Source organism: Lysinibacillus sp. GJ-1 (assembly GCF_021166035.1).
GTDB lineage: Bacteria > Bacillota > Bacilli > Bacillales_A > Planococcaceae > Lysinibacillus > Lysinibacillus sphaericus.
In genome coordinates, this window is sequence record NZ_CP088912.1 from 38,335 (window position 1) to 54,715 (window position 16,381).

The 16,381-nt window shown below is 38.9% G+C and carries 14 protein-coding genes, 1 tRNA gene, 1 rRNA gene, 1 other RNA gene and 1 pseudogene; 14 read left to right on the plus strand and 4 right to left on the minus strand.

Going from position 1 to position 16,381, the window contains the following annotated elements:
• Window positions 1-22 precede the first annotated feature (22 nt).
• From LO754_RS00145 to LO754_RS00170, 7 genes and pseudogenes are all read left to right on the plus strand, one after another.
• The gene (locus LO754_RS00145) at window positions 23-2,428 is read left to right on the plus strand and encodes a heavy metal translocating P-type ATPase (RefSeq protein WP_231785357.1); all 2,406 of its coding nucleotides are present in this window, start codon (window positions 23-25) and stop codon (window positions 2,426-2,428) included.
• A 369-nt stretch (window positions 2,429-2,797) separates the two neighbouring features.
• A complete protein-coding gene (locus tag LO754_RS00150; protein WP_024362946.1) occupies window positions 2,798-3,436 on the plus strand; it encodes a deoxynucleoside kinase in 639 nt (212 codons plus the stop codon).
• Complete coding sequence (locus LO754_RS00155) at window positions 3,433-4,101, plus strand: deoxynucleoside kinase (protein WP_231785358.1); 669 nt, start codon at window positions 3,433-3,435, stop codon at window positions 4,099-4,101. Before LO754_RS00150 ends, LO754_RS00155 begins: the two co-directional genes overlap by 4 nt.
• Before the next feature lie 200 nt (window positions 4,102-4,301).
• Window positions 4,302-4,832 (plus strand): LOG family protein, encoded by a 531-nt coding sequence (locus tag LO754_RS00160; protein ID WP_029747256.1) that lies wholly within the window; start codon window positions 4,302-4,304, stop codon window positions 4,830-4,832.
• Window positions 4,833-4,992: 160 nt separating this feature from the next.
• Window positions 4,993-5,367, plus strand: a pseudogene (locus tag LO754_RS23645) (PAS domain-containing protein); the annotation flags it as partial.
• 42 nt (window positions 5,368-5,409) lie between these two features.
• The gene (locus tag LO754_RS23650) at window positions 5,410-5,901 is read left to right on the plus strand and encodes a methyl-accepting chemotaxis protein (protein WP_370510650.1); all 492 of its coding nucleotides are present in this window, start codon (window positions 5,410-5,412) and stop codon (window positions 5,899-5,901) included.
• 193 nt (window positions 5,902-6,094) lie between these two features.
• Entirely contained in the window at window positions 6,095-6,715 is a 621-nt protein-coding gene (locus LO754_RS00170; protein ID WP_231785360.1) for an RraA family protein, read from the plus strand.
• Window positions 6,716-6,809: 94 nt separating this feature from the next.
• On the opposite strand, the gene LO754_RS00175 is transcribed toward LO754_RS00170, so the two are convergent.
• The 4 genes from LO754_RS00175 to LO754_RS00190 form a co-directional block, all read right to left on the minus strand.
• On the minus strand, window positions 6,810-8,033 hold the full coding sequence (locus LO754_RS00175) for a cation:dicarboxylate symporter family transporter (RefSeq protein WP_231785361.1): 1,224 nt from the start codon (window positions 8,031-8,033) through the stop codon (window positions 6,810-6,812).
• Window positions 8,034-8,125: 92 nt separating this feature from the next.
• Complete coding sequence (locus LO754_RS00180; RefSeq protein ID WP_024362951.1) at window positions 8,126-9,004, minus strand: response regulator; 879 nt, start codon at window positions 9,002-9,004, stop codon at window positions 8,126-8,128.
• On the minus strand, window positions 9,005-10,267 hold the full coding sequence (locus LO754_RS00185; protein WP_231785362.1) for an ATP-binding protein: 1,263 nt from the start codon (window positions 10,265-10,267) through the stop codon (window positions 9,005-9,007).
• Window positions 10,268-10,414: 147 nt separating this feature from the next.
• Window positions 10,415-10,507: transfer RNA gene (locus LO754_RS00190), tRNA-Ser, on the minus strand.
• A gap of 182 nt (window positions 10,508-10,689) precedes the next feature.
• On the opposite strand from LO754_RS00190, the gene ffs reads away from it, so the two are divergent.
• From ffs to LO754_RS00225, 7 genes are all read left to right on the plus strand, one after another.
• An RNA gene (gene ffs / locus LO754_RS00195) (signal recognition particle sRNA large type) lies at window positions 10,690-10,957 on the plus strand.
• Window positions 10,958-11,101: 144 nt separating this feature from the next.
• Window positions 11,102-12,889 carry a DNA polymerase III subunit gamma/tau gene (gene dnaX, locus LO754_RS00200; protein ID WP_025218323.1) on the plus strand — a complete coding sequence of 596 codons (1,788 nt, stop codon included), beginning with the start codon at window positions 11,102-11,104 and terminating at the stop codon, window positions 12,887-12,889.
• Window positions 12,890-12,909: 20 nt separating this feature from the next.
• Window positions 12,910-13,224, plus strand: coding sequence for a YbaB/EbfC family nucleoid-associated protein (locus LO754_RS00205; RefSeq protein ID WP_024362954.1), 315 nt, complete (start codon window positions 12,910-12,912; stop codon window positions 13,222-13,224).
• A gap of 11 nt (window positions 13,225-13,235) precedes the next feature.
• Window positions 13,236-13,832 (plus strand): recombination mediator RecR, encoded by a 597-nt coding sequence (gene recR / locus LO754_RS00210; protein ID WP_024362955.1) that lies wholly within the window; start codon window positions 13,236-13,238, stop codon window positions 13,830-13,832.
• A gap of 13 nt (window positions 13,833-13,845) precedes the next feature.
• Window positions 13,846-14,061 carry a YaaL family protein gene (locus LO754_RS00215; RefSeq protein ID WP_024362956.1) on the plus strand — a complete coding sequence of 72 codons (216 nt, stop codon included), beginning with the start codon at window positions 13,846-13,848 and terminating at the stop codon, window positions 14,059-14,061.
• 70 nt (window positions 14,062-14,131) lie between these two features.
• The gene (locus tag LO754_RS00220; RefSeq protein WP_024362957.1) at window positions 14,132-14,404 is read left to right on the plus strand and encodes a pro-sigmaK processing inhibitor BofA family protein; all 273 of its coding nucleotides are present in this window, start codon (window positions 14,132-14,134) and stop codon (window positions 14,402-14,404) included.
• A 293-nt stretch (window positions 14,405-14,697) separates the two neighbouring features.
• Window positions 14,698-16,241 (plus strand): 16S ribosomal RNA (locus LO754_RS00225).
• Window positions 16,242-16,381: the final 140 nt, after the last annotated feature.

Consider the following 16,381-nt stretch of genomic DNA (forward strand, 5'->3'; position numbering starts at 1 on the left):
TATAGAAAGAGGTGGGAAGTTAATGCGTTCTGAATTGAAGGAAACGAACCTACAAATTACTGGCATGACTTGCGCAGCGTGTGCTACGCGTATTGAGAAAGGCTTGAAAAAAATGGAGGGTGTCGAGCAAGCAACCGTAAACTTAGCGCTTGAAAAATCCTCTATAAAATATGATCCAGCAATATTGAGTGAAGTAGACTTTGAAAAGAAAATCGAAGCGTTAGGCTATGGCGTCGTAAAACAGAAAGCGGAACTTGATATTACAGGTATGACGTGTGCTGCATGTGCCACTCGTATTGAGAAAGGTTTAAATAAGCTTTCAGGTGTTACAGCAACTGTAAACTTGGCACTTGAAAAAGCATCCATCGAATTTAATCCAACAGAGGTTTCTGTATCGGATATTATCGGTAAGGTTGAGAAGCTGGGATATGGTGCTCATCAAAAAGCGGATGAGCGAGCAACTGAAGATTATCGAGAAAAGGCAATAAAACAACAGCAACAAAAATTTCTTTTTTCAGCTATTCTTTCGCTACCATTACTGTGGACGATGGTTGCTCACTTTTCATTGACATCGTTTTTATATGTCCCCGATTTTTTAATGAATCCTTGGGTGCAATTAGTGTTAGCTACACCAGTTCAATTTATTATTGGGAAACAATTTTATGTAGGTGCATATAAAGCTTTACGTAATGGCAGTGCTAATATGGATGTCCTTGTCGTTATGGGGACTTCAGCAGCTTATTTTTACAGCGTTTATCAAGCCATTGTTACAGTTAATTCACATCATGGACCGCATCTATACTTTGAAACGAGTGCCGTTTTAATTACGTTAATTCTTTTAGGTAAATTATTCGAAGCAAAGGCAAAAGGGCGTTCATCAGAAGCGATTAAAAAGCTAATGGGTCTGCAAGCGAAATCTGCGATAGTTGTGCGAGATGGAGTAGAAAAAGAAGTCCCATTAGAAGAAGTTGTGATTGGTGATACTTTATTAGTTAAACCAGGTGAAAAAATTCCTGTAGATGGTGAAGTAGTAGAAGGTACAACAGCCATTGATGAATCAATGCTAACAGGGGAAAGTCTTCCGGTAGATAAAAAACAAGGAGATGTATTATACGGTTCAACCATTAATAAAAATGGCTTTGTGAAAATGTCAGCAACCAAAGTTGGTCGAGACACAGCACTTGCTCAAATTATTAAAGTTGTAGAAGATGCACAAGGTTCAAAAGCCCCCATACAACGTTTAGCAGACCAAATTTCGGGTATATTCGTGCCGATTGTTGTTGGTATTGCGATTGTGACATTCCTTGTTTGGATTTTATGGGTAAAACCTGGTGAATTTACACCTGCACTAGAAGTGTTAATTGCGGTTCTTGTTATTGCTTGTCCTTGTGCGCTAGGCTTAGCGACACCGACCTCTATTATGGCAGGTTCTGGTCGCGCCGCTGAATTTGGGATTTTGTTTAAAGGTGGCGAGCATTTAGAACAAACGCAACGCATTGATACAGTTGTTGTCGATAAAACAGGAACCGTAACACACGGCAAACCGATATTAACAGACGTTGTACTAGCAACGGGGCAAGAAGAAGCATCCTTTCTTTCATTGATTGGGGCAGCAGAGAAACAATCCGAACATCCGCTAGCACAAGCCATTGTGCAAGGAATTGAAGAGCGAAGTATCACACTTGGCGATGTTCAATTTTTGATAATTCCAGGTTACGGCGTGCAAGCAACCGTTTCTGGTCAAGGTGTGGTAATCGGGACACGTAAATTAATGCAACAATATGATATAGATATTCAGCATATATTGCCGACAATGGAGATATTAGAGGAAAACGGTAAAACCGCTATGTTGGCTGCTATAAACGGTCAATATGTAGGCCTTGTTGCTGTTGCAGATACGGTAAAAGATACGTCAAAAGAAGCCATTCGTCGTTTACAGGATATGGGTATTACAGTCATTATGATGACGGGTGATAACGAACGGACTGCGCAAGCAATCGGTCAGGAAGTTGGGGTTAACCATGTTATCGCAGAAGTACTTCCAGAAGGAAAAGCGGATGAAGTGAAAAAACTGCAAGCTACAGGCAAAAACGTAGCGATGGTTGGTGATGGCATTAATGATGCACCAGCATTAGCAACTGCCAATATTGGGATGGCCATAGGAACTGGTACAGATGTGGCAATGGAGGCTGCTGATATTACGCTTATTCGTGGTGATTTAACTAGCATTGCAGATGCCATTATTATGAGTCGTAAAACAATGCGCAATATTAAGCAAAATCTATTTTGGGCATTTGCATATAATACATTAGGGATTCCAATTGCAGCTATGGGCCTTCTTGCACCGTGGGTAGCGGGTGCAGCTATGGCATTCAGCTCAGTGTCCGTCGTGTTAAATGCCTTACGTTTACAACGAGTAAAATTATAGTGCCAGTCACTCAAACAATTCTCAAACAATTCTCTAAGTAGATTTTTACTAAAACGCCTGCGTAGAATGGACGTTACTTGTGCAGAGAGGAAAGCGTCCGCCTAGCGGAAATTTACGCAGTATTTGCTGGCTAAAGTTAGGCCCACTAAGGTGGGTCTTTTTTGTTGCATGGAGCTATAAGTTTGTTTGATATCTATCAACTGGGCAGGTCAAATAATGTTAAAAATTGAGATACATGTTGATTCTGTTTTTCATTTTCTCACTATGATACAATGAAAAGCACTGATTCATTTTAGTTTCATACAATATAGCCTTAAAATAGTGGCATAATTGACTTATAGAATCCTAAATATAAAGGAGGAACTTCTAGTGACGGTTCCATTTGTTGCAGTAGAAGGTCCGATTGGTGTAGGCAAAACTTCATTGGCAAAAGAGGTAGCGGCGACATTTAATTACCATCTATTAAAAGAAATTGTAGACGAAAATCCGTTTTTAAATAAGTTTTATGAAAATATAGAGGAATGGAGTTTCCAAACGGAAATGTTCTTCCTGTGTAATCGCTATAAACAATTAACAGATATAAAGAAGTTACGTTTAGCACAAAAGACATCAGTTGTATCGGACTATCATATTTTTAAAAATTTAATTTTTGCAAAGCGTACATTGCCACCTGCCGAGTACGAAAAGTATGAAGAAATCTATCAAATTTTAACAAAAGATATGCCTGTGCCTAATGTCGTTGTTTATTTACATGCTAGTGTTGATACGTTAATGAAACGCATTGCTAAACGAGGGCGTGAATTTGAGAAAATGATTTCACGTGAATATATGGAGCAGTTAGTAGCAGACTATCATACTTTTACAGAGCACTTTGAGCAGCTACATCCCGAAATACCTGTAATCCGATTTAATGGAGATCAACTTGATTTTGTGAAAAACCCACAAGATTTACAATATGTATTAAAAACAATCGAAGATACGTTACAACAAAGGAGCTTGCAACAATGAATTTGAGAGAGAAATATGATATTCCACCACAAACTGTTATTACAATTGCCGGAACAGTAGGTGTAGGAAAATCAACGATGACAAAGGCGCTAGCACAAGCGTTAAATTTCCGTACATCATTTGAAAAAGTAGATACCAATCCATACTTAGATAAGTTTTATGATGACTTTGAAAAATGGAGCTTCCATTTACAAGTCTATTTTCTAGCAGAGCGTTTTAAAGAGCAGAAGCGTATTTTCGAATATGGTGGGGGCTTTGTGCAAGATCGTTCTATTTATGAAGATACAGGGATTTTTGCCAAAATGCATTATGATAAAGGAACAATGAGTCCAACTGATTATGAAACGTATCGTAATTTATTTGATGCGATGGTGATGACACCGTATTTCCCGCACCCAGATTTATTAGTTTATTTAGAGGAGCCGATTGATGACGTCATTGGACGTATTCAAGAGCGTGGTCGTGAGATGGAGCAGCAAACACCGAATGATTATTGGATTGAAATGCATGAGCGTTACGAAAATTGGATAAATAATTTTAATTCATGCCCTGTCCTACGTTTAGATATTAATGATTATGATTTATTAAAAAATCCAGACGCAATTGAATCAATTGTCAGTCGCATAAGTCATATGCTAAAGCAAACAAGTCATTTACGTAAATAGAAGAAAAGCTATGCAACAGTAAAGACGTTGAAGAAGGGAACCTCAAAGCGTTCTGGCCGAAAGCAAAAGGAACGTAGAAAGCTTCCAGATAGAAATATAAGGACTTTGTATTTTAAAATAAATAACAGAAATAAGACCAAGAGACGTGAGACAATATGATACCTATTGTTTTCACGTCTTTTGTAATAGGAGGAATAAATATGAGAATCGCAGTATATTGTGGATCAGGACTTGGCAATAACCCGATTTATGCTGAAAAGGCAAGTGAATTAGGAACGGTATTAGCACAACATGGACATGGTATTGTTTATGGAGGTTCTAAAATAGGATTGATGGGCAAAGTGGCAGATGCTGCATTAGTAGCAGGTGGAGAAGTGATTGGTGTCATGCCTACTCATTTACAAAAACAAGAAATTGTTCATGCCGCATTGACAGAAATCCATTTTGTAGAATCCATGCATATACGTAAGGCAAAAATGGTTGAATTAGCAGATGCTTTTATTGCGTTACCAGGTGGTGGCGGTACACTGGACGAATATTTTGAAGTATTTACATGGGCGCAAATTAGATTACATGAAAAACCTGTTATTTTATTTAACGTCAATGGTTTTTATGACGCACTGCTACAACATTTTTCTAAAATGCTAGAGGAGGGCTTTATACGCCCAGAACACAAGGCATTAATTCGTGTCGCAACAACGGCAGAAGAAGTTTTAACAATGATAAAATAAGAAAAAAAGCATAATTGAGCATAAGAATAGTAAAAATACAAATTTATAGTATTTTTAAGATGCTATTAGATATATTATAATATATAACAATGCATTTTTTAAAAAGAAGAAAGTAGATTAGAGATAACGCTAGTACAATAGGGTGATAGAGGTGGATGTTGTGCAAAAGAATGATACACAAGTCACAGATGATTTAGTTGTTCAAGCAATTGAGCGTAATATAGCGATTATCCGATTTGATATGAACCGAAGAGTTGCTTATGTAAATGAGCTTTTTGCGAAAACAATGGGCTATACAGTAGAAAAAATGATGGGGAAAGACCATAAGGAATTTTGTTTTCCTAATTACGTGAAGAGTCCTGAATACGAGAGGTTTTGGCGTAATTTAGCAGCAGGTAAGAGCTATCAAGATAAAGTAGAACGAATGGATGCCCGTGGAAATAGTATTTGGCTAGAAGCTACCTATATGCCCGTATTTGATAATCATTCAAGAAGAGTTATTGGTGTATCTAAAATAGCAACAAATATTACGGAACGTCAAAATACCATTGTCAATGTAGCAGATCAGTTAAAACAAATGTCCACTAAGCTTTACAGTCGTTCAGAGGCAGGTATTAAAAATAGTGAAAATTTACTTGCAACAATCCAACAAGTTTCAAAGGAATCTTCGGAAAATGTTAAAAATTTAGATCAATTACAAAATCAAGCAGATTCCATTAAAGGCATTGTCAAAACAATTCAAGGAATTGCCTCCCAAACAAACTTACTAGCTTTAAATGCAGCTATTGAAGCCGCAAGAGCTGGAGAGTATGGCAGAGGTTTTGATGTTGTCGCCAAAGAGGTACGAAAACTTTCCGTAAGAGTAGAGCAATCAATTTCAGAAGTGAAAGAAAATGTGGAAGGGATTGTACGCGAGGTTGGGCAAGTAACAGAAAGCATCACGCGAATTTCTGAGGAAATTGAAAAAACGAATGGGCAAATTACTGTGACGACGAGTGATTTTGCTGAAATCGCTTCTGCAGCAGAGGCTTTAGATGAACGGTCTAAACAATTTATTGAAATAATTTAAAAGACGCCTAAGGCAAATGGTCACGATATGAACATTGCCTTAGGTGTTTTGTTTTGTTTAAAAAACGGGATAACGGCGATTTGTTTTTAACAACATATTTTACTAAATTTTCTGAATTATATTGAAATAGTAGATGTGTTTTATTTACAATAATTGTGTAAGGTATTCATAAATCATAATAGGGGTGTTATGCATGGAAAATGTGGAAATAAGTTTTAAACATTTACCAACGACAGCAATTTCAGATGCAACTGGGGGACATACAAATTTACGCAGTGACATTAAACCGTTAGCAGACCATTTTAAAATAGCAGGTCGAGCGGTTACTGTACGTTTACCAGATGGCGAAAATGGAGCTGTACTTGAAGCGATTCGAGCAGCTAGCGAGGGTGATATTTTGGTCATTGATGCAAAGGGTAATAGAAATCGTGCGGTAGCAGGAGATTTTGTTATTTCTTTAGCAAAGGGTATGGGTGTACAGGGCTTTGTAGTAGACGGGGTTATTCGTGATATTGCCGCGATTCGGGAACTAGATTTTCCTGTATTTTCACTTGGGACAACCGTAGCAGCAGGCAACAAAAATGGCGGCGGTAAAGTGAATGTGCCAATCGCAATTGGCGGTGTAACAGTGCAACCAGGTGATTATATTATTGGAGATGTAGATGGCGTTATTGTCGTGCCTCAAGAGGATGCAGAGCGTATTGTTGCAGCCGCTGAGGCGAAAGTCGAAAAGGATGAAGTGCGTGCACAAGAAGCCCATGTCAATGGCAAAGCGTCTATTATTGCTTATTTAGATAAAGTACTGACAAAATAAAAAATGCCTCACGATGGCTTAAGCCATCGTGAGGCATTTTTTATGAATTTATGCTAAATTTTCATTTTCTTTAAAGTAGTTTTTCATTTTTTCTTTATCGAAATTCCCATTTCGCCATTACTAATGAAGCTAGTGAGTTACCGATTACGTTAACTACTGTTCGTCCCATATCAAGGATACGGTCGATACCAGCAATAAATGCTAAACCTTCGATTGGAATACCAACAGTACCTAAAGTGGCAAGTAATACGACGAATGATACGCCTGGTACACCGGCAATCCCTTTAGAAGTAACCATTAATACAAGCATTAATGTAATTTGTTCCCCGATGCTTAAGTGAATACCATACATTTGGGCAATGAATAATGCAGCAATTGCTTGATACAATGTTGAACCATCTAAGTTAAAAGAATAACCTGTTGGAATAACAAAAGAAACAATATCTTTTGGTGCACCTAATTTCTCCATTTTCAACATCACTCGTGGTAAGACAGCTTCCGAGCTAGCAGTGGAGAAGGCTAAAATTAACTCATCTTTTAACACTCTGATTAAGTAGAAAATGTTGACACCGGCAAATTTTGCAACGAAGCCAAGAATAACAAAGATGAAGAATAACATTGTGGCATATACAAGTATTGCAAGCTTACCTAAAGGTATGAGGGAAGCAAAACCATATTTGGAAACGGTTACACCAATTAAACCAAATACCCCAATTGGAGCGAATTTCATCACAAGGTTCGTTACCCAGAACATAGCATCTGCTACACCTTGGAAGAAGTCCAATACTGGTTTACCTCGTTCTCCAATTGCAGCTACCCCTAAACCAAAAATAACAGAGAAGAAGATGATGGCAAGCATATTGCCTTCAGCCATTGATTGAATAATATTTGTCGGTACAATACCTACAATAATATCAAATGGACCTTCATGCTGTACTTCTTCAGTTGTTGAAACGTATTTTGAAATATCCCCTTGCGAAAGTTCGTTCATATTGATGCCAGCACCTGGTTGGAACAGGTTTGCTGAAAGTAATCCAACAACAATCGCTACTGTTGTAATGATTTCAAAGTAAATAAGCGATTTTCCGCCTAATCTTCCGAGCTGTTTCATGTCTCCAGTTCCAGCAACACCAACAATTAAAGTCGAAATGATAATAGGTACTACAATCATCTTAATTAGATGTAGGAAGATATCCCCTAATGGTTGTAAATATGTTTCAACTTTGGGGTTACCATAAAAGATACCACCAATAATTATCCCTAAAATCAAACCGATTAAAATTTGAGCGGCTAAACTGATTTTAAATTTCTTTTTCAAAATCTTAATTCCTCCCCTATATTAAAATTTTTAGGACACGCCTTACTTTAATAATACGGAGGACTTATGAAATCCGACAAAATCCGAGAAAATTAATTTACTTTTGTTAAAATGTCTGAATATAACACCTGAATAAACTTTTTAATATTGACCTTTGCTTTGCGATTCCCGTGGTCTTCGATTTGCGTCATAAGCTGGCGAATCTCTTTAAAATCAAAGTATCGAGGTGCATAATATTCAAATTCAGAGTTTGTATAATCAACGACACCTAAATTGGCGAGATTAATCATGGCAGCTAAAATCGTTCGACGTACACGCTGTTCAATCGCTTTACTCTCTTTCAATATTTCATCAGGAGTTGACTTTGTGACAGCTGCTATTTCCTCATAGAGCTCTTTTAATGGAGGAAGTGGCGCAATTTTGTGCTGATGAGCTAATAATGTTTCAATAATTGCTATAATATCCTCACTTCCAATTTCACCGACAATCCCCATATCATTTAAGATCGATTGGATGTGGTCTCGCGATGTAGCTTTATTGTTTATTTGCTCACTTAGATCGATGTTCGTTAGCGATTGTCGAATAACTAATAGGGAATTTTTTAGGCGAAATTGTTCCGTTGTTTTGCGTAAAACATTTTCAACCTCAATACGGTTAATGGGTTTATGAATAAAGAAATCTATCCCTTGTTCATAAGCCTCGCCGACCATTTCCTTATTCACAACTTGTGAAATCATAATAAACTGTCCTTCAAATCGATTCTGAAGAAGATGCTCCACTGTTGCTATACCGTCTAACTTAGGCATAAGTAAGTCGATTAGTACAAATTCAGGTTGTGTCATTAATATTTGTGGAATGGCATCTACTCCATTGCGTGCTTCGCCGATTACTGTACCTAAACCACTATCTTCAATAATTTGTTTTAGCATCACGCGGCTTGCACGATCATCATCTACAATAAAATACCTCATTTAAGTCTCTCCCGTTAGAATAGTTTGCGTAGGAATTATAATTTTAAACACCGTTTTGTAGTTATTTGATTCAACTGAAATGGAGCCATTTAATTTTGAAATTAATTCAGCGACATGTGATAGTCCAATTCCTGTAGCTGCTACACCTTCAACATTGTATTTCGTCGTATAGCCAGGTTCAAAAATAATAGAAAGGTCACTTTCGGAGATGCCTTTTCCATCATCACTTACTGTTATTACAGTATCAACCTCCTGCTGTTGAATATCAATAGATATGATACCTTGCTTTTCTATTGCTTCAATGGCATTAGCAGTTAAATTATTTAATAGTGCCAGCAAGGCAATGTGCTCTTTCGTTAAAAAATCAGTATCTAAACTTATATTAAACTGGATGTCTTTACCGAGTAACTCACTGTATTTGCGATTGCCGTCTTCTATATAATGTAATAATTCTGATAATCGTAATGAGCTAAAGCTCTTGTCCCCAACAATTTTAGATATACCCGCATAAATACGCTGAGAATCTTTTTTGACTTCATGAATTTCCTGGGCAATATGAAGTGCTTGTATACTTTCTGAACGATTGCCCTGTGCTTTTAATTGTCTATACAAATCAAACCCATTAGCAGTAATCGTTTCAATATGATTCATAGATTTTTTTAAATAGAGCGTCTCTACATATAAATCTGAACCAATCGTAAGCATTTCCTGCACGCGTTTTTTTTGCTCGGCAATAACAATAGAGCTATAAATGCCAACAACAAAAAAACTACGTAACAGGGCAACGGCTAATAAGATGAGCAGGTCATGAATAAATAAAATTGTATAGGATTGGACAAGGAAACGTAGCAATTGTTCCGCTAAATTACTAATGACCTCACTGAAGGCTACTAGTAATCCTAACTTTAATGGCTTTTCACGATATTGATGAATATTTAAAAGCTGTAGGCATATTGCAAACAATAAATAAAATGTCCCAGCAGGTAAGTGAGTATAAATACCATCTATTAAAGATGTATTATGCGTATAGTAACTAATAGCGATTCGTAAAGTGGTTGTTACAATGCTGGTTACAATACCGGCTAATATAATAGGTGTCGGTCTAAGTAAGGTGCATAAAAAGAATATAATTGTCCCCAGACCAAAGCGAAAAGAAGTATTGGCGAAAGGGATGATTTTAATTTCACTACCGATAGCCGTTAATAAAGCGATGGATATAATCCATGTGAGGGAACTACGAGAAATAAAGGCTTTGGAATACATATTAAATATCCTCCCTAAAGTATTTAAGAGCAAGATAGCTAATAAAAAAATACCACAACCTAATCGGAAGTGGTATTTAATAAGTATGACATACAATTTTTTAAGCAAAAAAAAACGGCTACATCGTGTAGTCGGATTTTAAAAAACTGGAGGAGGTAGAGGGATTCGAACCCCCGCGCGGTGTTACCCGCCTGTCGGTTTTCAAGACCGATCCCTTCAGCCAGACTTGGGTATACCTCCATACTATATTGCTTCGATGTCTTATCGACAAGAACTAATTTATCATGATTTTATTTTGACGTCAACATCTTTTTGAAAAAATAGTAGGTTTTAAAAAATTAATTTTTATTAATTAAGAATGTACTTAAATAATTTGTGCAATTCGTTGCAATTTATACAAACTGAAAGTATACTAGTTATTGCCGTGCTAGGTGGGAAGGTAGCGGTGTCCTGTAACTCGCAATCCGCTCTAGCGAGACTGAATTCCTTTTTCGAGGCTGTCCGTATTGTTTGGTCTGCCTTTTGCACGTAGTGTTGACGATTGGGTCCTGCGCAATGGATACCCATGAACCATGTCAGGTCCGGAAGGAAGCAGCATTAAGTGGTCTTATTCATGTGCCGCGGGGTTGCCTAATCTGAGCTAACGACAAGAGTAACGCTTATGTGCGGCTGTCGAAGAAAGGTGCACGGCATTAAATTGCCAATTTAAACGCATTCGTCTACTGTAGGCGAGTGCGTTTTTTTATATTATAAAATAGGACACGGTTTTATAAACAAGGCTGCCGATGCTATAATAGTTTTATTAATATTGAAAAAGAAGGGGAGAGGAAATCATTGACGTATCAAGCATTTTATCGTGTGTATAGACCACAATCATTCCGAGAAATGTCAGGTCAAGCGCATGTCAAAAGAACGCTGCAAAATGCTCTCCTAGCGAATAAAACAACTCATGCTTACTTGTTTTCTGGACCTCGGGGTACAGGGAAAACAAGTACAGCTAAAATTTTTGCTAAGGCTTTAAACTGCGAGCATGCTCCAGCAAGTGAACCTTGTAATGAGTGTGCAACTTGTTTAAGCATTACAGATGGTTCTCATCCAGACGTTATTGAATTTGATGCAGCTTCTAATTCACGTGTTGAAGAAATACGGGACATTATTGAAAAGGTACGTTTTGCTCCAGCTAGTAGCAGGTTTAAAGTGTACATCATTGATGAAGTGCATATGCTGTCTACAAGTGCCTTCAATGCGCTTTTAAAAACGCTAGAAGAACCACCACCTCACGCTGTATTTATTTTAGCAACAACAGAACCTCATAAATTACCTGCAACGATTATTTCACGTTGCCAACGTTTTGACTTCAAGCGACTTTCAACTAACGATATTATCGAGCGCATGAAGGTCGTACTAGAAGATATTGAACTCCCATTTGAAGAACAAGGTCTAAAAGTGATTGCGCAGTCAGCTGCGGGCGGTATGCGTGATGCATTGAGCTTGTTGGACCAAGTTGTATCCTTTAGCGGTGAAATGTTGAAACTAGAGGATGCACTACTAGTCACAGGCTCAATTAGTCAGGATGTTTTCTATGATTTAGCTGAAGCTTTAAAGGTCAAAGATGTGGCACAAATGCTTGCACTATTAGAGCAGCTAATCGCAGATGGGAAGGATCCGTTGCGCTTATCGGAGGATTTAATTACATTTTTCCGCGATTTACTGCTTTTACAAACGAGTGAGAATTTAGCTGAACTATTAGAGTTAGTATCACCTGAGGAGCGCGTATTTGCATTGGCACATGACTTTGCACCAGATATGCTTTACGGCTACATCGACATTTTAGCGAAAACACAACAAGAAATGCGTTTCTCGCATCATACGAAAATCTATTTGGAAACAGCATTGCTAAAAATGACACAGTTTTCGGGTGGCGTAGTCAATCAAACTGCCCCATCAAGTGAGGCGGTAATGAGCCCAGAACTAGCGCAAAAAATCATTGCGCTTGAGCAAATGGTGCAACAACTATCTTTACAAATACAAAATGGTGCGCCGTCACAAGCTACTCAGGTTGCCAAAGAACAACGTCCGCGTGCAAAAAGTCCAAATGGTTATAAGGCGCCTACTGGTCGTATTCAAGAAGTGCTAAAGGATGCGACAAAGCAAGATGTGCAACGTGTAAAGGCTGTATGGGCGCAGGCGTTAAATCAATTGCAAAAGTCACAATCAGCTCTTTTAGCAGAAGCTGAACCTGTTGCGGCATCTTCGAGTGCTTTTGTGTTAAAATTCAAGTATGATATTCATTGTCAAATGGTTGCTGATAATCAAATGCTAAAAGCACAATTCACACAACTTATTGCAGGTCAAACAGGCACGATGTATGAAATGCTTTGTACGCCAGAAGAAACATGGTTAAAGTTGCGTGAAGAGTTCATTCGTGATCACGGATTACATCAAAAGAAAGCACCATTAGCTAACGATGATCCGAATGTTGAATTATTGGAACCACCACCGGCAGAAATGCCAGAAGAACCTTTTATCGATGATGCGCAACCGCTGGCATCACAAGATCCATTGGTGACGGAAGCGGAAAAGCTGTTCGGTAAGGATTTTATTGAAATTATTGAAGACTGATTACTTAGGAGGAATAGGTTATGCGTGGAATGGGAAATATGCAAGGCATGATGAAAAAAATGCAAAAAATGCAAAAAGAAATGATGGAAGCTCAAGAAGCTTTAAATGCTGAACAATTTGAAGGTGTTGCTGGCGGCGGTATGGTGAAAGTAACAGTTACAGGTCAACGTGAAGTAGTAGAAGTGAATCTTGATACTTCAGTAGTAGATCCTGACGATATCGAAATGTTACAAGATTTAATTGTTGTTGCAACGAATGAAGCACTTAAAAAAGTAGAAGAAAAAACAAATGCAACAATGGGTAAATTTACGCAAGGCATGAACCTTCCATTCTAGGAGGTAACAATATGTATTACCCAGAACCAATATCAAAATTAATCGATAGTTTTATGAAATTGCCAGGTATCGGGCCAAAAACCGCAGCCCGACTGGCGTTTTTTGTGTTAACAATGAAAGAAGATGACGTTCTTTCTTTTTCCAAAGCTTTAATAGATGCAAAACGTAATTTAAGTTATTGCTCTGTTTGTGGCAATATTACCGATGTAGACCCATGTCATATTTGTACCGATAAACAACGCGATGCCTCAGTAATTTGCGTTGTACAAGATACAAAGGACGTTATTGCAATGGAAAAAATGCGTGATTACCATGGTAAGTACCATGTGTTACAGGGGGCTATTTCACCTATGGATGGTATAGGCCCAGAGGATATTAATGTAGCCTCACTGTTAGTACGCTTACAAGATGAAACGGTGCAGGAGCTTATTTTAGCAACCAATTCTACTATTGAAGGTGAAGCGACGGCTATGTATATCTCTCGTCTTGTTAAACCATCTGGCATCCGCACAACACGCATTGCGCACGGATTACCAGTAGGTGGAGATTTAGAATATGCTGATGAAGTAACGTTATCGAAGGCAATGGAAGGCCGCCGAGAGTTATGAGTGAGGGATTGAAATGTTCTTCCGCAATAAAGGAAAGCTAAAAAGAGAATTTGACGAAAAGCTTGTTAATCTCATTAAACAAACAAAAGAAGATTTACAACAAGCAAAATTGATTGAAGAATTATTAAATGATTATGATTTAGAAGTTATTGCTCAGCGAAAAGCAGCAGAGAGTATTCATTTTTATTTATTTAAAGAAGCTAGAATTCGACGAGTACTAATAAAATAATGATTGTAGAGTTATAGACGTGCTATAGGAATCATAAAATTACATAATTATGATCGAAGGGGGCAAGCATATGCCGTGGACTGTAATTGTGAGTATTTGTGTTCCTGTAGCGCTTCTTTTTCTTTATATAGTAGGAAGACACATTAAATTGGGTAAAGTATTAGAAGGACTATCAGTATTTTGGTTCCGATTTGCATTTGCATTTTTATTATTATTCATTATTCATTTAGGTGTTGGTTATAGCGGTTATAATGTACCAATTAACCTGTTTTCCGTTTTCACAATTGCATTGTTGGGCATTCCAGGTGTACTAGGAATCACTTTTTTAATATTATTTTTATAAAAGGCTTGCAAACTATAAATATTGTGATATAGTAATAAGAGTCGTTAAGATAACAACTGAAACAACTTAATTATAAAACAAAAAACAATTTAAAATAAATTGTTGACATCGATTTGAAAAGATGGTATTATATAAGAGTTGCTGAAACAAGCGGCGACAAAATGAACCTTGAAAACTGAACAAGCAAAACGTAATCAATATAGTTTTTACTAGCTAACTTCGTTAGTGAACAAAACAAAATTTTGGACATCAAAATTGATGCCAGCAAAACAATTTGAGCTAATCAAATTTCTTTTATGGAGAGTTTGATCCTGGCTCAGGACGAACGCTGGCGGCGTGCCTAATACATGCAAGTCGAGCGAACAGAGAAGGAGCTTGCTCCTTTGACGTTAGCGGCGGACGGGTGAGTAACACGTGGGCAACCTACCCTATAGTTTGGGATAACTCCGGGAAACCGGGGCTAATACCGAATAATCTTTTGTCCCTCATGGGACAATACTGAAAGACGGTTTCGGCTGTCGCTATAGGATGACCGCGGCGCATTAGCTAGTTGGTGAGGTAACGGCTCACCAAGGCAACGATGCGTAGCCGACCTGAGAGGGTGATCTACCACACTGGGACTGAGACACTACCAGACTCCTACGGGAGGCAGCAGTAGGGAATCTTCCACAATGGGCGAAAGCCTGATGGAGCAACGCCGCGTGAGTGAAGAAGGATTTCGGTTCGTAAAACTCTGTTGTAAGGGAAGAACAAGTACAGTAGTAACTGGCTGTACCTTGACGGTACCTTATTAGAAAGCCACGGCTAACTACGTGCCAGCAGCCGCGGTAATACGTAGGTGGCAAGCGTTGTCCGGAATTATTGGGCGTAAAGCGCGCGCAGGTGGTTTCTTAAGTCTGATGTGAAAGCCCACGGCTCAACCGTGGAGGGTCATTGGAAACTGGGAGACTTGAGTGCAGAAGAGGATAGTGGAATTCCAAGTGTAGCGGTGAAATGCGTAGAGATTTGGAGGAACACCAGTGGCGAAGGCGACTATCTGGTCTGTAACTGACACTGAGGCGCGAAAGCGTGGGGAGCAAACAGGATTAGATACCCTGGTAGTCCACGCCGTAAACGATGAGTGCTAAGTGTTAGGGGGTTTCCGCCCCTTAGTGCTGCAGCTAACGCATTAAGCACTCCGCCTGGGGAGTACGGTCGCAAGACTGAAACTCAAAGGAATTGACGGGGTACCGCACAAGCGGTGGAGCATGTGGTTTAATTCGAAGCAACGCGAAGAACCTTACCAGGTCTTGACATCCCGTTGACCACTGTAGAGATATGGTTTTCCCTTCGGGGACAACGGTGACAGGTGGTGCATGGTTGTCGTCAGCTCGTGTCGTGAGATGTTGGGTTAAGTCCCGCAACGAGCGCAACCCTTGATCTTAGTTGCCATCATTTAGTTGGGCACTCTAAGGTGACTGCCGGTGACAAACCGGAGGAAGGTGGGGATGACGTCAAATCATCATGCCCCTTATGACCTGGGCTACACACGTGCTACAATGGACGATACAAACGGTTGCCAACTCGCGAGAGGGAGCTAATCCGATAAAGTCGTTCTCAGTTCGGATTGTAGGCTGCAACTCGCCTACATGAAGCCGGAATCGCTAGTAATCGCGGATCAGCATGCCGCGGTGAATACGTTCCCTTGTACACACCGCCCGTCACACCACGAGAGTTTGTAACACCCGAAGTCGGTGAGGTAACCTTTTGGAGCCAGCCGCCGAAGGTGGGATAGATGATTGGGGTGAAGTCGTAACAAGGTAGCCGTATCGGAAGGTGCGGCTGGATCACCTCCTTTCTAAGGATATTTTCGGAATACAAACCTTGGGTTTGTAAGATTACGTTTTGCGTTCAGTTTTGAAGGTTCATCATTACGATGAAATACTTCAAAACTTGTTCTTTGAAAACTGGATAAAACGACATTGAAATTGTAACAAA